This window comes from Flavipsychrobacter sp., from assembly GCA_041392855.1.
GTDB lineage: Bacteria > Bacteroidota > Bacteroidia > Chitinophagales > Chitinophagaceae > UBA5543.
On record JAWKLD010000001.1, the window covers coordinates 2,912,458 to 2,932,444 of the forward strand.

Annotated in this window: 15 protein-coding genes; 10 read left to right on the plus strand and 5 right to left on the minus strand. The window is 37.7% G+C overall.

Features of this window, described 5'->3' with window-relative positions; all coding sequences use genetic code 11:
• The first annotated feature begins 9 nt into the window (after nt 1–9).
• The 7 genes from rsmA to R2800_13435 all read left to right on the plus strand — a co-directional run bounded on the left by rsmA (nt 10) and on the right by R2800_13435 (nt 11,805).
• Nucleotides 10–777: a 16S rRNA (adenine(1518)-N(6)/adenine(1519)-N(6))-dimethyltransferase RsmA gene (rsmA, locus tag R2800_13405; GenBank protein ID MEZ5018049.1), complete on the plus strand. Its 768-nt coding sequence runs from the start codon at nt 10–12 to the stop codon at nt 775–777.
• Nucleotides 774–1,706 (plus strand): NAD(P)-dependent oxidoreductase, encoded by a 933-nt coding sequence (locus R2800_13410; protein MEZ5018050.1) that lies wholly within the window; start codon nt 774–776, stop codon nt 1,704–1,706. The genes rsmA and R2800_13410 overlap by 4 nt, the downstream gene beginning before the upstream one ends.
• 131 nt (nt 1,707–1,837) lie before the next feature.
• A complete protein-coding gene (locus tag R2800_13415) occupies nt 1,838–5,668 on the plus strand; it encodes a carboxypeptidase-like regulatory domain-containing protein (protein MEZ5018051.1) in 3,831 nt (1,276 codons plus the stop codon).
• A 33-nt stretch (nt 5,669–5,701) separates the two neighbouring features.
• Complete coding sequence (locus R2800_13420; GenBank protein MEZ5018052.1) at nt 5,702–9,667, plus strand: T9SS type A sorting domain-containing protein; 3,966 nt, start codon at nt 5,702–5,704, stop codon at nt 9,665–9,667.
• Between the two features lie 71 nt (nt 9,668–9,738).
• Nucleotides 9,739–10,845 (plus strand): PorV/PorQ family protein, encoded by a 1,107-nt coding sequence (locus R2800_13425; GenBank protein MEZ5018053.1) that lies wholly within the window; start codon nt 9,739–9,741, stop codon nt 10,843–10,845.
• A gap of 90 nt (nt 10,846–10,935) precedes the next feature.
• Nucleotides 10,936–11,409, plus strand: a complete 474-nt coding sequence (gene greA, locus R2800_13430; GenBank protein ID MEZ5018054.1) for a transcription elongation factor GreA — start codon at nt 10,936–10,938, stop codon at nt 11,407–11,409.
• A 3-nt stretch (nt 11,410–11,412) separates the two neighbouring features.
• Complete coding sequence (locus R2800_13435; protein ID MEZ5018055.1) at nt 11,413–11,805, plus strand: HIT family protein; 393 nt, start codon at nt 11,413–11,415, stop codon at nt 11,803–11,805.
• Nucleotides 11,806–11,829: 24 nt separating this feature from the next.
• Here R2800_13435 and R2800_13440 read toward each other — a convergent pair whose 3' ends face one another.
• Both R2800_13440 and R2800_13445 read right to left on the minus strand, forming a co-directional pair.
• A complete protein-coding gene (locus tag R2800_13440; protein ID MEZ5018056.1) occupies nt 11,830–12,135 on the minus strand; it encodes an antibiotic biosynthesis monooxygenase family protein in 306 nt (101 codons plus the stop codon).
• Entirely contained in the window at nt 12,132–12,920 is a 789-nt protein-coding gene (locus R2800_13445; GenBank protein ID MEZ5018057.1) for an SAM-dependent chlorinase/fluorinase, read from the minus strand. Before R2800_13445 ends, R2800_13440 begins: the two co-directional genes overlap by 4 nt.
• A gap of 104 nt (nt 12,921–13,024) precedes the next feature.
• On the opposite strand from R2800_13445, the gene R2800_13450 reads away from it, so the two are divergent.
• Together R2800_13450 and R2800_13455 are read left to right on the plus strand one after the other, a co-directional pair.
• Complete coding sequence (locus R2800_13450) at nt 13,025–14,467, plus strand: choice-of-anchor Q domain-containing protein (protein ID MEZ5018058.1); 1,443 nt, start codon at nt 13,025–13,027, stop codon at nt 14,465–14,467.
• A gap of 74 nt (nt 14,468–14,541) precedes the next feature.
• The gene (locus tag R2800_13455; GenBank protein ID MEZ5018059.1) at nt 14,542–15,636 is read left to right on the plus strand and encodes a VWA domain-containing protein; all 1,095 of its coding nucleotides are present in this window, start codon (nt 14,542–14,544) and stop codon (nt 15,634–15,636) included.
• A gap of 1 nt (nt 15,637) precedes the next feature.
• On the opposite strand, the gene pyrH is transcribed toward R2800_13455, so the two are convergent.
• Nucleotides 15,638–16,348, minus strand: a complete 711-nt coding sequence (gene pyrH / locus R2800_13460) for a UMP kinase (protein ID MEZ5018060.1) — start codon at nt 16,346–16,348, stop codon at nt 15,638–15,640.
• A 121-nt stretch (nt 16,349–16,469) separates the two neighbouring features.
• Nucleotides 16,470–17,561: a glycine cleavage system aminomethyltransferase GcvT gene (gene gcvT, locus R2800_13465; protein MEZ5018061.1), complete on the minus strand. Its 1,092-nt coding sequence runs from the start codon at nt 17,559–17,561 to the stop codon at nt 16,470–16,472.
• Between the two features lie 367 nt (nt 17,562–17,928).
• Here gcvT and R2800_13470 point away from each other — a divergent pair, with 367 nt between their 5' ends.
• Complete coding sequence (locus R2800_13470; GenBank protein MEZ5018062.1) at nt 17,929–19,179, plus strand: hypothetical protein; 1,251 nt, start codon at nt 17,929–17,931, stop codon at nt 19,177–19,179.
• A 19-nt stretch (nt 19,180–19,198) separates the two neighbouring features.
• On the opposite strand, the gene R2800_13475 is transcribed toward R2800_13470, so the two are convergent.
• The gene (locus R2800_13475; GenBank protein ID MEZ5018063.1) at nt 19,199–19,981 is read right to left on the minus strand and encodes a DUF3050 domain-containing protein; all 783 of its coding nucleotides are present in this window, start codon (nt 19,979–19,981) and stop codon (nt 19,199–19,201) included.
• Nucleotides 19,982–19,987: the final 6 nt, after the last annotated feature.

Here is a 19,987-nt window from a genome sequence, read left to right on the forward strand (position 1 = left end):
ATAAATTATTTGGCAAAACCATACACACTCAAAAAAAGCTTAGGTCAGCATTTTTTGCACGATGAGCAGATATGTGAACGGATTGTAGGGTCACTTACTGTAAAACCCAAGATGAACCTTTTAGAAATTGGTCCAGGAGGAGGAGCCATTACAAAATACTTGATCAATATTGAGGATATCAACTATAAAGCTATAGAGGTAGATGAAGAAAAGGTGAGGTATTTGGAAAAGACCTATAAGGCGTTGGAGGGCAAGATCATTGAACAGGACATTCTACAAGCCAATGCGCCATATGAGGGTAAATTCAGTATCATAGGCAATTTTCCCTATAATATTTCATCTCCTATACTCTTTAAGGTGCTAGACTGGGAAGAGGATGTAGAGGAAGTAATAGGTATGTTTCAGAAAGAAGTAGCACTTAGGGTGGCGTCCGATTCAGGTAGTAAGCAATATGGTATACTAAGTGTATTGATCGGAGCTTTCTTTAAAGTAGATTATCTTTTTGATGTTGATGAGCAAGCATTTACTCCACCTCCAAAAGTGAAAAGTGGAGTGATCAGGTTAACTAATCTAAATAATCCGCATGGTATAATAGATAAACGTAAGTTCAAAGTGCTAGTTAAGACAGCATTTAACCAAAGGCGAAAAATGCTAAGAAATGCATTAGCAGGTATTTTGCCTAAAGAGGTTTTAGAAGAACACCCGTTTATGACCAAAAGAGCAGAACAATTATCTATAGAAGATTTTGTGAGCTTGTATAAAGCATATTTCTCATGAAAAAAGTACTAATAGCAGCACCTGTACACCGTATTCTTACAGATTGGTTGACCGCCAATGGGTATGAATACATTACCAATACCTCTATTACCCAAGCAGAAGCTATGATGGTCGTAGCTGATTGCACAGGTATTGTTACTTCTACACGGCTATTAATAAATAAAGAGCTACTAGATGCCGCACCTAACTTAAAATGGGTGGGACGTATGGGTTCAGGTATGGAGATAATAGATACAATATATGCCAAAGCAAAGGGGGTGACCTGTTTTAGTAGTCCTGAAGGTAATAGGAACGCAGTAGCAGAGCATGCTTTAGGGTCTTTGTTAAGTTTAAATAAGAGGATCTACAAGTCTTTTAATGAGGTAAAAGAGGGGCAATGGTTAAGAGATGAGAACAGGGGAGTAGAGCTGGACGGAAAAACCATAGGTATAATTGGTTTTGGTAATACGGGGCAGGCATTTGCTAAAAAATTACTCGGATTTGATGTGAAAATTTTAACATATGACAAGTACGTAGGTGACCTGAAAATGAGTAATACCATATCTTGTAGCAACATTGATGATATATACAAGGAAGCAGATGTGGTGAGCTTCCATGTGCCACTTAATAATGACACAAAGCACTATTTCAATGCGGCATTTATTGAAAAAATGGAAAAGCCATTCGTTTTGTTAAATACATCACGTGGAGAAGTGGTAGATACCGCCGCATTATGGCAAGGATTGCAGAGTAAAAAGGTAAGTGGCGCGTGTATTGACGTTTTGGAGGAAGAGCCTTTAGAAAAGATGGGAGCAGAAACCTTAAGGCGTGTAAAAGAAATGGCAAAAATGTATAATGTAATAATAACCCCACACATAGCGGGTTACAGCGTAGAAGCGTTGTATAAAATGAGTAAAATTGTCTTAAGTAAAATTGCCATATGTATGTAAAATACAGGCCAAAAAAAACTATATAAACAAAACAAACAGTTGGCTGACAAAAATTATTACTTGGCGTAGTACTTTTAACAGAAGTTTTTATCTTTACCGTTCATTTGGTTAATAATTTATTAATGCAGAATATGGCACGTACACTACGTTATTTACTCGTGTTGCTTTTTACGGCTATTTCAGGAACTGCTTTTGCACAAGGGCAAAGTGGTGAGATAGGTGGTAAGATTGTTGATGATAAAGGAGAGCCGGCAATAAGCGCGACAGTACAAGCACTAGAAGGAGGTATTGTAAAAGGTGGTACAGTTACCGATTATGATGGTAACTATGTAATCAAACCTTTATCTCCGGGTCGTTATCAAATTAAGATAACATACATTGGTATGAAGACCGAAATTGTTGAGAATGTTATTGTTAGTTCTAACAAATTAACTACACTTAATAAGAAATTGGCAGCAAATTCTTCTAAGCTAGAGGAAGTTGTTGTTACTACGTTTAAAGTGCCTCTAATAGATATAGACCAGCCTGGTGGTAAAAAAGTGATCACTGGTGAGGAAATAGACAAGATGCCTACACGTAATACTACTTCAGTAGCGTCTACAGCTCCTGGTGTTTACCAAGCTGCAGATGGTGGTGGTTTGAGTATCGGTGGTGCACGTGGTAGTGGTACTTTGTACTATGTTGATGGTGTTCAGGTTGTAGGTGGTCGTGGTATCAACATGTCTCAAGGTGTTATTGACCAAGTACAGGTATTAACATCTGGTGTTCCTGCAAAGTATGGTGACGCCCTTGGTGGTATCATTAACATTACAACAAGAGGTATCTCTAGAAAAACACGTGGAAGCGTGTTGCTAGAGCGTTCAGTAGATGGTTATGGTCACAACTTGGTGAACTTTAACTTGTCTGGTCCGCTGGTAAGTAAAAAAGTAGACACAATGGGTACTAAAAAACCTGTTGTTGGTTTCTTGCTTGGTGGTGACTTCTGGTACGATGAAGATGATCGTCCTTTATATACAGGTACTTATGTTGCAAAAGATGATGTTTTAGAAGGTCTGAAACAAACTCCATTAGTGGTGGTGCCAAACCCTAATGGTAACCCAGTATTCAGAAATGCATCTGAGTTTGTACGTAAAGAAGATCTACAATTAGAAAAGAAAAGAGCAAATGCGGAGCGTCTTGAAGGTCGTATAAATGCGAAATTAGACTTTCAGTTAGCAGAAAACTTGAACTTAACTGCTGGTGGTTCATTTAACTACGAAAGAAGTAAAGGTTGGATTAGAAGTGCAGCAATTTTTGCTCCAGAGGCTAACCCGATCACTAATAGCTACACAGGTAGAGGTTATCTACGTTTGACACAACGTTTTGGTAAGCAAAACTATGGCGCGCCTAAAAAAGATGAAGACGGTAACCCAATAAAACCGCCAATTATCACTAACGCTTATTATACAATACAAGCTGACTATCAAAAGGATTACGTAAGTAGTGAACACCCTGACCATGGTCGTGACATATTCAAGTATGGTTATGTAGGTAAATTTAATACTACATACTTCCCGATATATGGTACAGCTGTTGATAGTGTAAGTGGTCTCCCTGGTCAAGTTTTATTAGTTGACAGATTTGCAGCTGCTACAACATATGAGCGTTCAGAATTGAATCCTGTTTTAGCAAACTACACTTCTCAATATTTTAACTCTATTGGTGGTATATCACCAGGTAATATCCAAGGTGTACGTGGATTGGCTACTATCCCTGTAAATGGTGAGCTTCCTCAATCAACTTATGGTATCAATACTAACGTTGGTGCATCAGTAGGTAGTTACTCATACTCTGAGCTAGATCAATTTGCAGTGAGTGTGGATGCATCGTTTGACCTACAATTGCCTAACAAGCCAAGACACTCTATCGAGTTTGGTATGTACTACCAACAACGTGCTTCAAGAGGTTATTCTGTAGGTATGTCTGCTAGTGGTAATAGCTTGTGGCAGTACATGCGTCAGTTGTCTAATAATCATATTAGCCTAGATCAATCTAATCCTATATTTAGAGTGAATGGCCAGAACTACAGCTATAATGATCTGTTGACACAAGGTATTTCTCCTTCTCCTTTCGATACTATCTTATATAATAGAATCGCTAACGGAGAAACACAGTCAACATTTGCTACAAACATCAGAAAGAAACTAGGTTTAAAGAATACAGATTACGTAGATGTTGATGAACTAGATCCTTCAACGTTCTCTATAGATATGTTCTCTGCTGATGAGATATTAAACAGTGGTAATGCTTATGTAGGTTATCAAGGTTATACTTACACCGGTGAGAAGCAAAAAGGACAAGTGAACTTTAATGACTTCTTTACAAAGAAAGATGCTAACGGAAACTTTACACGTGATATAGGTGCTTTCAGACCAAACTATATTGCTGGTTACATCCTTGACAGATTCCAGTTTAAGGATATCAGATTCAACTTAGGTGTTCGTATCGAACGTTTTGACGCTAACACCAAAGTGTTGAAAGATCCTTATTCTCTATATGCAGTAAATACACTTAGCGATGCTAGAAATATTACTGACCCTACTACTGGTGAGCGTATAGCTAAAAATAACTTTAACGGTGGTACTGATCCTGGTAATATTGGTAGTGACTATGTTGTTTATGTAAATAATAACGAGTCTTCTAGTCCATCAATTATCGGTTATAGAAACGGAGATGATTGGTATGATCCATATGGTAACTACATAGAAGACCCTGCGGTATTAAAAGAATTTAGTGGTGGTCGTGACCCTCAACCTTATCTAGTTGATAGATCAGTTAGAATTCAGGATAGTAACTTCAATCCTAATAACTCGTTTACTGACTATAAACCACAAGTTAATGTGATGCCTCGTATCGCATTCCAATTCCCTATATCAGATGTGGCATTATTCTATGCTCACTATGATGTATTAGTTCAAAGACCATCAAACGTTTTTGAAACGCCAAACACTTATTACAACTTAACTACAAATACTCAAAACATCATCAACAATCCAGGCCTTAAGCCTCAAAAGATGTTTGACTATGAGGTTGGTTTTACACAACAACTTACTCCGAAATCTGCGATCACATTATCAGGTTTCTATAAGGAGCGTAAGGATATGATACAAGTAAGACCTTACTTGTATGCATGGCCAACAACATACTATACTTATGGTAATAGAGACTTCTCTACAACAAAAGGTTTAACCTTAAGATACGATCTACGTCGTGTAGGTAACCTACGTATGGATGTTGCCTATACTTTACAATTTGCTGATGGTACAGGTTCTGGAACTGCAACTGCCAACGGTGGTAGTGGAAGTACGATCAGTTCTAATGGTTTGTTACAACAGTTCAACGCAGCATCTAAACCTAACTTAAGGTTTACAATGCCACTTAGTGTTGACTCACGTCATATGATCGTAACTACTGTTGATTACAGATTTGCAAAAGGAAAAGGACCAGTTGTAGCTAATCAAAATATCTTGCAAAATGCAGGTCTTAACTTGATCTTCAGAGCAAGAAGTGGTGAGCCTTATACAAGATATATAGAGGCAGCATCGAACACTGTTGCAGGTTCTATTCAAGGTTCTCGTTTGCCTTGGCACTATATGCTTGACTTGAGAGCAGATAAAGATTTCAATTTGTCAGTTCTATTCAAGAAGAAGGATGATAGCAAAGGTCCTAGAAGAGTACTAAATATGAACGCATATGTACTTGTACAGAACCTATTAAATACAAGAGACGTATTTGGTGTTAACGGTTATACTAACAGACCAGATGATAACGGTTACTTAGCATCTCCTATTGGTATCCAACAAACTAATAACCAAATTGATCCATTGTCATTCGTTGACTTGTATACAATTAATCAGATTAATCCTTTTGCGATTAACTTACCAAGACGTATTAACATAGGTCTTAACTTTAGTTTTAATTAATATAATTTGAATAATAACTTTCTTAAATAAGTTATGATGCGTAAGAACAATAATAAAGTAGGTCTTTTCTTGTCACTGTTTGTCTTAGTTGGCATGGTGTCGCAAGTATCTGCTCGCCCATACGAAAAGAATGGTGTAAGCGGTTTGAAGAGAGGGCAATTGAAAACCACTGTTGATTGTAAACCAGCAGAATCGTCTATTGACCTAGATATCAATAACGTACGTGCTAAGTTGATGACAGGTGGTGATATGTGGTGGGATATCGGTACCGCTTCAGCGCGTTATGAAGTTCCAAAAGGTTCTAGAAAGAACTCACTATTCGCAGGTTCTGTATGGATCGGTGGATATGATGATGAGGGACAATTGAAAGTAGCTGCGCAAACTTATCGTCAGGATGGTAATGACTACTGGCCTGGTCCTCTTGACCCAAAGACTGCAGATATTACTGCGGCAAACTGTTCTGAGTGGGATCGTTTTTGGAAAGTAAACAGAGAGGATATCAACGCCTTCCGCGAATTACAAGATAAAAGTGCTGCTGTAAATGATGCTCAATTTGAAGCTATCATACAATGGCCGGCAAAAGGGAATAAGAAAGCAGTTGGTAGAAACCAAAATCCATTGAATATAGATGGTAATTTAGATTACGCACCATTTGTCGATGTTGATAATAGTGGTGATTATAATGCTGAAGAAGGTGACTATCCGGATATTAACGGTGATCAGTTCATCTGGTGGGTATTCAATGATAAAGGAAACGTTAAGCAACAATCTAATACAGAAGGTATTGGTATAGAGGTACAAGCAAGTGCTTTTGCCTATTCTACCAAAGACTTCTTAAATGACGCTACCTTCTACAACTTTAGATTGGTTAACAGAGGTGGATTATCTCTAGATAGTACTTATATCGCAACATGGACGGATGCGGATCTTGGTTACTATAGAGATGACTATATCGGTTGTGATACTACAAGAGGTTTAGGTATACTTTATAATGGTACTAGTCAGGATGGACAAGGACAGGTGAACAGTTATGGTACAGACTTACCAATGGTTGGTGTTGACTTCTTCAAGGGGCCTATCAAAACATATGATTCTGCAGGTTTAACTGTTAGTAAAGAGCTTTCAATGGAAGCATTTACTTACTATAACAATGACTTCACAGTAATTGGTAACCCTCAAACGGGTACACATATATATAACTATATGACTGGTTCTATTAGAAACGGTCAGCGTTTTAGTAATGACTTTAAAGGACCTAATACTCAATCTAGAGGTTATGGTGACGGTAACATTACAAAATATGTATTCTTTGGTGACCCTGGTAAGAAAGACGAATGGTCTGAGTGTACTTGTAACAACCCTGCAGGTGACCGCCGTTTTGTTCACTCTGCCGGACCTTTCAAATTACAGCCAGGTGTTGTAAACGATATCACTATTGGTGCTGTATGGGTATCTGATGCTGGCGGTTGTCCTAATACTTCATTTAGGAAGATTAGAATTGCTGATGACCAAGCACAGGCATTATTCGATAACGATTTTGAAACTATTGAAGGTCCTGAAGCTCCAAGATTAGTATCTCGTGAGATGGATAGAAAACTAGTTTTCTATCTAGTGAATGACCCTGCTAGTAATAACTATCAAGAGAGATATGGACGTGATACTGCTAAAAAGTTCCGTGTTCCATCACTTAAGGCTTCACAGTATGTGAAACACCCTGACTCTTTATACAAATTTGAAGGTTACCGTGTTTTCCAATTGAAGACTGCAGAAATTCAACCTGCTCAAATCTTCAAAGAGGATGGTACCGTAGACCAAACTGTAGCAGTTGAGGTATTCCAATGTGATATCCAAAACGGAGTTTCTAGAATTATCAATTATGATAAAAACACAGAAGTAAGTGATAGCACATATGTGCCTGTAATTAAAGTAAATGGTAATGACAGTGGTATCAGACATAGTTTTGAACTAACAATCGACCAATTTGCAGCAGGTGATGATAAGCGTTTGGTAAACTATAGAAACTACTATTATGTTGCATTAGCATATGCATATAATGAGTTTGCACCATTTGATGCAAAACATGCAGACTCTACTCAAGATGTTACTTATTTAGAAAGCTCTAAAGGTGCTGGTGGTTCTGTGATAAAAGTAGTTAGTGCAATGCCAAACCCTGCTAATGGGGATATGGGTACTGTATTGAATGCGGACTATGGCAGTGGTGTTATTATTAAGAGAATCGAAGGTAGAGGTAATGGTGGTAATGCATTGCAGATGAGTGACTCTTCGGAACTAGAAGCTGTAATGGGAGTTGCCTCTGTTAATAATACTGGCACAATATATCAATCTATCAAGCCGGTATACAAGCCAAACAGTGGTCCTGTAGATGTGAAAGTAATTGATCCGCTTAAGGTTAAACCACATGAGTGGGAGTTATATATCTCAGGTGCAGATAATATTAACCCAAGAAGAGGACTAGATTCACTTAGGTCTAGTTGGAAGCTAGTTAATATCACTACTGGTGAGGTTATTTATAGCGAAAAATCTAACGGATTAGGTTCTGTAAACGAGCAAATTCTTGAGAACTATGGCTTATCAATCAACTTAAGTCAAGTAGGTACTCCTGGAGATGATCAGGTTAACGGAAACGGTCTTATCACTTCAGATATTACATTTGCAGATCCTGGTAAACCATGGTTGCTAGGTGTGCAAGATGGTGAGTCTACAGATATTCGTAACTGGATCAGAAGTGGTAATAATACAGTAAATGATGACACATTATGTGTTTACGATGATGGTCCTCGTTTTGATACTGTTGGTCAATTCTACGAAGGTTTATTATCGAATAATACATTAACTAGAGGTACATGGGCTCCTTATGCACTTGCGAATTCTCAAGTAGCAGGAAATGTACGTTGTGGAATTGGTGTCGCTTTCCCTAATACTAGTGTAGGTTTAGCTAGACTACAAAGTATTGATGTTGTATTTACTGATGATAAGAGTAAATGGACAAGAAGCCTTGTTTTAGAAATGCAAGAAGACCCTGCTTTAGCAGAAGGTGGAGCAGCTAAATTCGAATTCAGAAGACATGCTGGTTGGAATGGTGATCTAGATGCAAATGGTCGTCCTGTTTATTCTACAGTAGGTAAAGACTCTAGTATGTCTATGTTCCCAGGTTATGCAATCAACCAAGAAACGGGTGAGCGTTTAAATATCATATTTGCAGAAGACTCTTGGTTAAAAGCTGAGGGTGGAGGTGACATGATTTGGAACCCTTCTAGTAATGCACTAATTACAGATCTATCAGGTATTATACCTGTGTATGGAGGTAAGCATTATATATATGTACTTGAATCTCGTTATGACTCTTGTCGTAAATTTATTTCTGACTATAATAAGCCAGGTGTATTGGCTCAGAAGCAATCGTTCGAGAATCATATGATGTATGTAGGTATACCATTACAGAATTTAGCAATTCCATTCAAATCTTTACAAGATGGATTTATACCTACGGAAACAAGAATCCGTATTAGAGTAGAACGTCCATATGCTAAATACTCTACCAACTTTAATTCTATTGATACTGCTCAGAAGAATAATGGTTATCCGGTATATAGCTTCTCTACTAAAGATCTAGCTCCTGTTCCATTAGCTGATAATGCTAATGCTGATAGAAAAACACTATTGGATAGAATTCATGTTGTTCCTAACCCGTACTATGGTTATAACAACTATGAGCAAAATAGAATAGATTCTCGTGTACGTATTATTAATCTACCGAAGAAAGCTACAATTAGCATATACTCTTTAGATGGTGCTTTGATAAGAAGACTACAAAAGGATAATGGTAATGTTTCCTTTGTTGATTGGGATATACGTAACTCTAAAGGATTGCCAATTGCTAGTGGTATGTATTTAATACATATTAATGCTGATGGTATAGGTGAAACAGTACTTCGTTGGTTTGGTGCTATGCGTCCAATTGACATCACTAGTTTTTAATTAAATTTTGATTGCCAGAGTTGGCAGTACTTTCTGCCAACTCCTTATTATAAGTTTATTATTATATAATTATGAGAAACATATCTATAAAGGCAGTACTTGCAATATGCGCTTTAGGTTTTTCTTTACCTTCTTTCGCTGGTAATAAAGACCGTAGTGGTCAAGCTGGTGCAACAGAATTGCTTATAAACCCTTGGGGTAAAAGCACAGGTGTTTTCGGAATGAATACATCACATGTGAAGGGTATCGACGCGCTTAAGACCAATATTGCTGGTTTAGCATTTGTTGAGAGTACAGAGATCGGTATTTCTTACAGTGCCTACTTAAGAGGCTCGAATGTAGGGGTAAATAATCTAGGCTTTGCTCAAAAATTAGGTGATTTTGGTGTTATCGGCGCCAATATTATGACAATGAGTTTCGGCGAAATTGAGATTACCGACTATAACAACCCTGAAGGAAAGGTTGGTACTTACTCTCCACAGTTTTTCAATGTGATGTTAGGTTTTGCTAAAGAGTTCTCTAACAGTATCCGTGCAGGTGTTGGGGTAACATTCATTTCTGAGCAAATATCTACTATCCGTGCTAGTGGAGCTACTTTTGAAGCAGGTATACAGTACGTAACTGGTGCTAGAGATAACTTCCATTTTGGTATCACACTACGTAATATGGGTACTAATATGAAATATAGCGGTAGTGGTTTTGCAATCAATAGTGAAGCTCCTGGTGGTAATGGCTATAGTTTAAACAGACTTACCCCATCTGAGAAATTTGAAATGCCTACCTATTTAAACTTCGGTGCTTCTTATGACTTTTACTTAGATGAAAATAAAGGTGTTAGAGCAGAGGATGAGCAAAGCAGTAAAGAGTTTGTTCCTAAGCATAGAGCTACTGTTATGGCTAACTTCACATCTAACTCTTTTAATAATGACTACTTAGGCATTGGTTTAGAATATGCTTTCCAGGAAATGTTCATGGTTCGTGGAGCATTTAGATATGAGAGTGATATCTTTGATAATGATGCTAGCACAACTTTCTATACTGGTTTCAGTGCAGGTGCTACTGTACAAAAGAAAATAAGTGAAACTGGTCCAGTATTGGCTCTTGATTATTCTTTCAGACCTACTTACCAGCCAAATAACGGTGTACACGTATTTTCATTACGTTTTATGCGCCAATAAGATATAATTACTAATTTTGTATTTGCAACGCTTCTGAGTTAATCAGAAGCGTTGCATTTTTTCCTAGTTATACCAAAAAACGTAGAAACTATGTCTGACGTTAACTATGTAACAAAAGAAACGCTTGAACGCATGAGAGCAGAGCTCAATGTGCTCAAAACAACTGGTCGTGCTGAAATCGCAAGACAGATAGGTGAAGCAAGAGAAAAAGGCGACCTGAAAGAAAATGCAGAATACGATGCTGCAAAAGAAGCTCAAGGCCATCACGAAGCTAAAATAGCTGTGCTAGAAACTGCTATTGCTACAGCAAGAGTGATTGATGCTAAAGATCTTGATAGCAGCAAAGTGTCTATACTTAGTAAGGTGACAGTTACTAATATGAAGACGAAAAAAACTATGGAATATCAGATCGTCTCAGAGTCTGAGGCTGATCTAAAGAATAAAAAGATCTCGGTGACCTCACCTATAGGGAAGGGTATATTAGGTAAATCTGTTGGCGAAGTTGCTAATGTGGAAACGCCTGGTGGTGTTCTTCAGCTAAAGATCGAAAGTATAAGTTTATAGATCATGTCGTCAATATTCTCCAAAATAATAGCTGGCGAAATACCATCGTATAAAATTGCTGAGAATGATAACTTTTTAGCATTCTTAGATGTATTCCCTTTGGTAGAAGGACATGTATTAGTGATACCTAAAGTAGAGGTAGATAAGATATTTGACGTGCCGGATGATTATTTATCACAATGGCTGGTTTTCGCAAAGCCGATAGCTAAGGCAATAGAGCAGGTTTTTGACTGTAACAGATGTGGCATAAGTGTTGTAGGGTTGGAAGTGCCGCATGCACATATGCACTTGATGCCGATAAATAGCGTTGGCGATATGGACTTTGGCAGAGATAAACTGAAACTTACTGATGAGGAGTTCAAGTTGATACAAGAAAAGATCACAAACCATTTATAATAAATAGAGCCGCTTATTGCGGCTCTATTTATTAGGTGACACCTCTACTTTTCTATTGACACTCCAAGCTTGAGGTTTAGCATCAAATAAAGCTTTTGTCTTAGACCAAGTATCTTTAAAAAAATCAGAGAATCGGTAATGGTCCAAATGCTCCTCACTATCCCAAATGCTATAGGTGAAGAATATATTATCTTGCTTGGCATCCTGCCAAAGCTCTAAGTGGTTACAGCCTTCAAAAGAGCGTATCTTTTCCTTTCTTTCTTCAAAAAGCGCTAAGAAACTATCTATCTCCTCTGCCCTGAAGGTCATTTGTACTATACGTAATATCATTCAAAATCTATCTTAATGGTATTGTATAAAAATTTCTGTTCTCGTTGTAGCTTAAGCCCAAACAGGCTGGCAGCTTTCCCCCTGTTTATTGCGATCTCCAAGTAGCCCGCAGTATTAAAACGGCAAAGCTTTTCTCCTTCACGCACACTACTATAGTGGTCACTTAATTCGGTTATTTCTTCATTTCTCATAAACCGCACTTTAAATCCTCTACCATTGCTCACCTCGTCAAATTCACTTTTTCTAATATTAAGTACTACGTTCTCAAATCGGTCAACATGTATAACTTGACCTTCAATGCTATTAGCACTTACTTTTGGTCTAAGGTTATTGGGTACAACAGATAATTCTGTTGGGGGTAGGTCAATAGGTGTGCCATTAGAAATTTGTTGTGCTACTTGTGCTGCCTGTTTTACCCACTCTGCAAGTGTTCCATTTTTGGGACGGATATAGCATTCCCAAGTAATACCCAAACTTTCACCAAAGGCTAAAGGAAGTATCCCATTATCGGGCGCTAATATGTATTGCTCTTGATGTTTAGTAAGTACTAGACGAGGTGTTTTGCTGGCAAATACATCAAATAGGACTATATGCACCGTATTGGGGTTAAAATGTCCATATGCCGCTACTAAGAGATAAGCTGCTTGCTGAGTATGGAAAGGTTCTATAGTATTGGAGATATCAATAATAGGGATATTCGGAAGGTGTTGCATCAAAATGCCCTTAGCAGTAGCCAAAGAGGCATCCTGCAGTCCAAGATCGGAGAGTAAGGTGATACAACTCATACAATTACAAAAGTAACTTGTTAATGCATAATGTGAAATATTTGATTAAATCAATCGTTATACTAATACTTGTTTAACTTTACCTCTTGCAATAACTATTCAACATGCGTTGTACTCCTGTCATATATATACTCTTATTCTTGCTTGCCAGCACGTCGATGTATAGTTGCAAAAAAGAGCAGCTATTAACTTCGGGAGGGCAGGTTACATTTTCGGTAGATACACTGACTTTCGATACGGTCTTTACCAGCAGAGGGAATGTAACTGCAAGCATAAAAATCTACAATCCACAGAACCAAGCAATAAAATTGTCTAGTGTAGGCTTGTTAAAAGGGGCAAGCTCTTATTTTGATATTAATGTAAATGGTACACCGGGAAATACCGTATCAGATGTTGATATAGCAGCTAAGGATAGTATTTATGTTTTTGCTACGGTAAGTATTGACCCTACCAATCAGAATACGCCGTTTTTAGTAACGGACGAGTTGGTGGCCAACCTAAATGGTAGGGAGTACAAGCTGCCATTGCGAGCATTTGGGCAAAATGCGCATTATATAGTTGACAGTGTTTTAAAAACGCAAACATGGTTGACTGATAAGCCTTATGTCATTTTTAGAAATGCACTAGTAGAAGAAGGGAACACGTTAACCATACCGGCAGGGTGTAGAGTATATGTAAGTGCTAATTCGAGGCTTTTCATAGAGGGGACACTAAGAGTAAATGGTACAAAAACGGATAGTGTAGTTTTTCAAGGAGATAGACTGGATAGGAAATATTTTGGTAATGAGGGGTATCCTGGAGAATGGGGCGGTTTTTATTTTACCTCAAAGAGCCGCAATAGTGAATTGCGTTATGCGATATTAAGGAACTGTGGTAATTCAACCAGCTTAGGAGAAGGTACCTTTACACCTGCAGCTATACAAGTAAACATTGATACCATAAATGACAATAACTATCAGCTAAGGATGTATAATACCATAATTGAAAATTCTATTGGTTATGGTTTGCTTGCCTTTAGCAGTACTGTATATGCAGAAAACTGTTTGATCAATGCATGCGGTGCACAAGCATTTGCTGCTTTTGAAGGAGGTGGGTATGATTTCTTTAATTGTGATTTTATCATCTATGGAGACAATAAAATAAGCCATATAGATAACCCAACTGTAGCATTACTCAACTACAGAGATATTGATAACGTGTCTTATGTTAGTGGGCCTTTAAGAGCTAGTATGACAAACTGTATTGTTTGGGGCTCTTTAGAGAATGAGCTTTTTACTAGGTCTAAGGGGACAGGTACTTATGATGTTACACTGAATAATTGCTTGATCAGACTAAAAGAAACACTGCCTGCTGAGGTGAAGGCAAACAATAATATCCTTAATCAAGACCCTAACTTTACGGATCATAAAAACTGGAACTTTAGGTTAAAATCAGGCTCTCCCGCTATTAATGCAGGAATAACACCGCCAGCGCCTGTAGTAATTAATAGAGACCTGGACGATAAGGCAAGAGACGTACAAATCGATATAGGTTGTTACGAGTTTTAATGCAAGTATTAAGCATAGAGTAATCAATAAAACCTATAAGCATTGCTATACTAAAGAATGTAACTTAGTATACAATGAAAGGATTACTGTTCACAAAATATCTTCCTACAAGTAATAAATCTCCATTTCAGCGACTTCTAGACTTATTTATGGAGTTGCTGCAATATACCAGTGGTGATGCTACAGAGGCTTTAGATTGGCTTACTCAACTAGATAGAGAACACAGGCTTACAGATGATAGTTACGGTATAGGTGACTTTATTGAAGAATTAAAAGAACAGGGTTTTCTTAAAGAGAATGAACGTAACGGCGCTTATGAGATAACTGCCAAGTCGGAACAGTCTATTCGCAAAAGATCTCTGGATGAAATTTTTGGCAAACTAAAGAAAGCCAAAAAAGGCAACCACAATACGTTCAAAACAGGTAAGGGGGATGAGTTAAATCCCGAAACAAGACCTTTTGAGTTTGGTGATGCCTTAGATGCCATTGATTATTCTAGCAGCTTGAAGAATGCATTGATCAATAGAGGTATTGATAGATTAGAAATGCATCAGGATGATTTTGAGATCCACGAAACGGACTTTAAGGCTCAGACGTCGACGGTATTAATGATAGATATTTCTCACTCTATGATATTATATGGTGAGGATAGAATTACTCCCGCTAAAAAAGTAGCCATGGCACTTAGTGAGTTAATCTCGACAAGATACCCAAAGGATACGTTGGATATAATTGTGTTTGGTAATGATGCTTGGCAAATAGAAATGAAAGATCTGCCTTATTTACAAGTTGGCCCTTACCATACTAACACTGTTGCAGGTTTAGAGTTGGCTATGGATATCTTGAGGCGTAGAAAAAATCCTAATAAGCAGATATTCATGATCACAGATGGGAAACCTACTTGCTTAAAAGTAAATGGGAAGTATTATAAAAACAGCTTTGGTATAGATAGTAAAATATTAAATCGCACATTGAACCTTGCAGGTCAGTTGAGGAAACTAAAAATACCTGTAATTACCTTCATGATAGCACAAGACCCTTATTTGCAATCTTTTGTACGCAATTTCACAGAAGTAAATAATGGCAAAGCCTTTTACTCTTCTTTAGACGGGCTAGGGGATTTTGTGTTTGAAGATTATGAACGTAACAAACGTAAACACTTGAGGTGATTTACTGCACAAGGGTTCCTATTTTTTTACCGCTTACTACGTTTAGGAGGTTGCCACTTTTATTCATATCAAATACAATGATTGGCAGTTGGTTTTCTTGACAAAGTGTAAAGGCTGTCATATCCATTACTTTAAGCCCTTTACTAATAACTTCATCAAATGACACGGTATTGAATTTTTTTGCTGTAGGGTCTTTTTCAGGGTCAGCAGTATAAATACCATCTACACGAGTGCCTTTTAAAATAACATCAGCATTAATTTCTATCGCTCTTAGCGAACCTGCTGTATCTGTAGTAAAATAAGGATTACCCGTACCTGCACCAAATATAACAACACGACCTTTCTCCAAGTGGCGCATTGCGCGTCTGCGTATATATGGTTCTGCTACTTGTTCCATTTTTATGGCACTTTGTAGTCTTGTTTTAACGCCTGCTTTTTCTAAAGATGCTTGCAAAGCCATACCGTTGATAACAGTGGCTAGCATGCCCATATAGTCGCCTTGAGCACGTTCAATACCTGTTTCCTGTTCATTCATTCCGCGGTAGATATTACCACCACCTATTACTACAGCTACTTCTACACCTATGTCGGTTATTTCTTTAATGTCTTTAGCATATTGCTCAAGCATATGGGAGTCGATACCGTAGTTGCGCTCGCCCATTAAAGATTCTCCAGAAAGTTTTAGAAGTACGCGTTTGTATTTTGGAAGCATGTGGAACTGATTGATACTGGATGCAAAGAAAGAAAAACTTTCGTTCTTTGACTAGAAAATAAAAGAGAAATTAAGGTTCATTAAAAGAATAAAGCCTCACATTTTGTGAGGCTTTATAAAATTATTCAAAAGGTATTTTAGCAACTTTGGCTTTAATAGCTTTATCTCTAATGATAACAGTTATTTCAGTACCTTCTTCGGCTAGGTCTTTTCGTACATAACCCATGCCTATTGCTTTATTTAGACTAGGAGATTGAGTGCCTGATGTAATATAGCCGATCTCTTCTCCTTCTATACTATTCAGTTTATAACCGTGTCTTGGAATACCCTTGTCAATCATTTCTATACCAACAAGCTTACGTTTGATGCCTTCAGCTTTTTGCGCTATAAAAGTTTCCTTAGATGTAAAGTCGCTTTCTTTCTTCAGCTTAGTGATCCAACCAAGGCCTGCTTCTAAAGGTGAGGTTGTGTCATCTATATCATTGCCGTATAGGCAGAAACCTTTTTCTAAACGTAGTGTATCACGGGCTCCCAGACCTATTGGCTGCATACCCTTAGGGCTACCAACACGGAATACTTCATTCCATATCTTTTCACCTGCACCATTCTCGTCTTCAAAATATATTTCTACTCCACCTGACCCTGTATAGCCAGTAGCACTTACAAGCACATTGTCTACTCCAGCAAACTTTCCTTTTACGAACGTATAGTATTTAAGGTTGGTAATATCCATATCTGTAAGCTCCTGCATATATTCTACAGCTTTTGGACCTTGTACTGCCAATAATCCCGTTTTGTCAGATATGTTGTGCATCTCTACATTATTAGTATTGTGCTTGCTTATCCACTCCCAGTCTTTGTCGATATTAGATGCGTTTACAACCAGCATATATACTTTATTCTGCTCAATACAGTATACTAATAGATCGTCTACAATACCACCCTTGTCGTTTGGTAGGCAAGAGTATTGTGCTTTGCCATCTGTAAGTTTAGAGGCATCATTGCTTGTTACACGTTGTATCAGATCAAGCGCATGTTCTCCCTTAAGGATAAACTCGCCCATATGGCTAACATCAAACACACCTGCATTTTTGCGTACAGTAGCGTGCTCCTCTTTGATGCCAGCATAAGAGATCGGCATATTATATCCTGCAAACTCGGCCATTTTAGCGCCTAGTTCGATGTGTTTATTGGTAAATGGAGTATTTTTCATATTAATAGATTAATGCGGGCAAAGATAATTGAATCTGCTAAAATGTTTCAAATTGTTACGTTTTGTTACAGAATAGATACTTATTGCTCTGTTTTTGAATGTTCTTATTTAGAAAGCCTAATATAAATACAAAAATACGTATAATTATTGTTTTTTAAATATTTTAAATTCCAAATCATTATTCTTGCCTTATGGCAAAATTGCGGTATTTTGTTTCAGAATAGCTAGCAAGTTTAAGAACTGTACTATGTATAAACCTTTATATCGTTTAGGAATCATAGCATATATTATGCTTTTTGTCTTCGCTATATTATGCTACAAAGAGCGAACGGTATTCCTTGATATATCGTTTCTGCTATATAACATCATGAAAACCAGTGAGCTGGCGATACAAGTACATCGTTTTGGTGCTGCCTTTACACAGGTTTTTCCGCTTATTGGCAGAAAGCTAAATATGTCACTCAATAACATCATGATATTGTACTCGGCAGGAGTGGCATTTTACTATTTTGTTTGCTATGTACTGTGTGGTAGAGTGCTAAAGCGCTATGATATTGCAATTGGTCTATTATTGTTCAACATATTATTTGTAACCAATACTTTTTTTTGGATGCAGGCCGAGTTGCCGCTTGGTGTGGCTACATTATTTGTACTGTATGCTTTTTTGCATAGCGAGCTGGCTCTGAAGAATTTGGTAGTCACTTATATAATTGCGGCTTTTTTGGTGGTGACCGTCTCCTTTTTTCATCCGTTACTCTTTATTCCTAGTTTGTATATTTTCCTTTATCATAGGGAGGAGTGGAAGAATAGCAAGAAGAGGTATTTACTGTTATTTGCAGCAATTGTATTTATAGCTGCTGAGCTGGTAAAAGCCAAATGGTTTGGTAACCCTTATGATACTACGGCAACCGACCAGAGTAAAAACATCAAAAAGTTTTTTCCTAACTATTGGGATCTATATTCTACCAAGACCTTTATAAAAGATTGGATGGGCAAGTTTATCTGGATCCCCATTACATCTGTCTTGATTATTATTTATGCTATTATTAAGCGTAGATGGATCGATCTGGTCTTGTTCTTATCCTTTTTTGCGGGGTACACTGTTTTGATATGTGCCTCTTATCCTACTGCTAGTACAGAGCCTTTTTATATCGAGAATTTGTTTTTGCCAATAGCAATAATAATTGGTCTGCCTTTTATATTTATCGTTATTCCTCAGTTGAATAAGAAAGTTACTATAGCCATGTTTGCTTTAATGATAGTTGTTGGTGGGGTAAGAATATATAGTAAACGCAGCTTTTATACACAACGAATAGCATGGATAAGGGACTTTATAGATAAGCATGAAAATGAAAAACTTTTAGTAAGCCCTGATAAGGTGCCCATGCAGACATTATTGATGACATGGGGGTCTAGCTACGAGTTTTGGTTGCTCTCTACTTCTGAAAGGGATAAGACGGCATCAATCATAATCGACGAGAACTACAAAAGCTTTTTGACCTCACATTGGGATACAAGAATGTTTAGGACGAAATGGGACCATGTAACCTATGACGACTTGCCCAAGCAGTATTTTAAGTTTGCAGATACTACCACAGCCTATAAAATACTAGAGTAGCAAATAGGTGTGCTAAACTTTATGCTGGTATGGAATTGCTAATGGTTTGAAGCACATTATCCCAAAGATATATTCTGCTCTGTAATGCTTTTTTAGCTTCATTGGTTGCAGCTTGCCATTTGCTGTCATCATCACCACAAAGTTCTGAAAGCATATCGTAAGCCAAATGAGCGTGATGGTCTCCATCTACTTCTATATGGCGATCCAGATAGTATTTTAAAATGTCTATTTTATTAGGGTTGTTCTCACTTAGTTCCCTTACCATTGTTACAAACATGTCTGGTATAAGGTCCTCTCTACCAAAAGTAAAGGCACTGGCAATAATATGTGGGGCTCGAGTATCTATTGTCTCAAAGGTGCTTTTTACGAAGGTTACTGCAGCGTTCGGTACTGCGGCATTTTTGAGGGCATCGTCTACGGTACCACCCTTGGAGAGTATGTTGATGAAATCTTCTATAGACTGCAAGTTGCAACCTGCCTGTTGCATGGCTTTTAGGTATAGCTCAAAATGACTCATTCTGACACCCTGCTCGTCTACATCGCTTTCTTCACCTGTTACTATCTCGTTTATCAAATAGCGTGTTTTGGGTTGGCCAACTGGTAGCCAAGGCAATGATACAGAAGTGAGTTGTATCTGAAGTGCTTTTAAAAGACTCATAAAATCCCATACGGCATATACATGATGCTCCATAAAAAGATTTAGGTCTTCTACTGATTTTATAGCGCTGTATAATGGGTGGTTGGTAAGTTGTTTTCTAAGTGGTGTTATACTTTCTTTTAGTGCTTCTATTCTTGCATTCATCTTTAA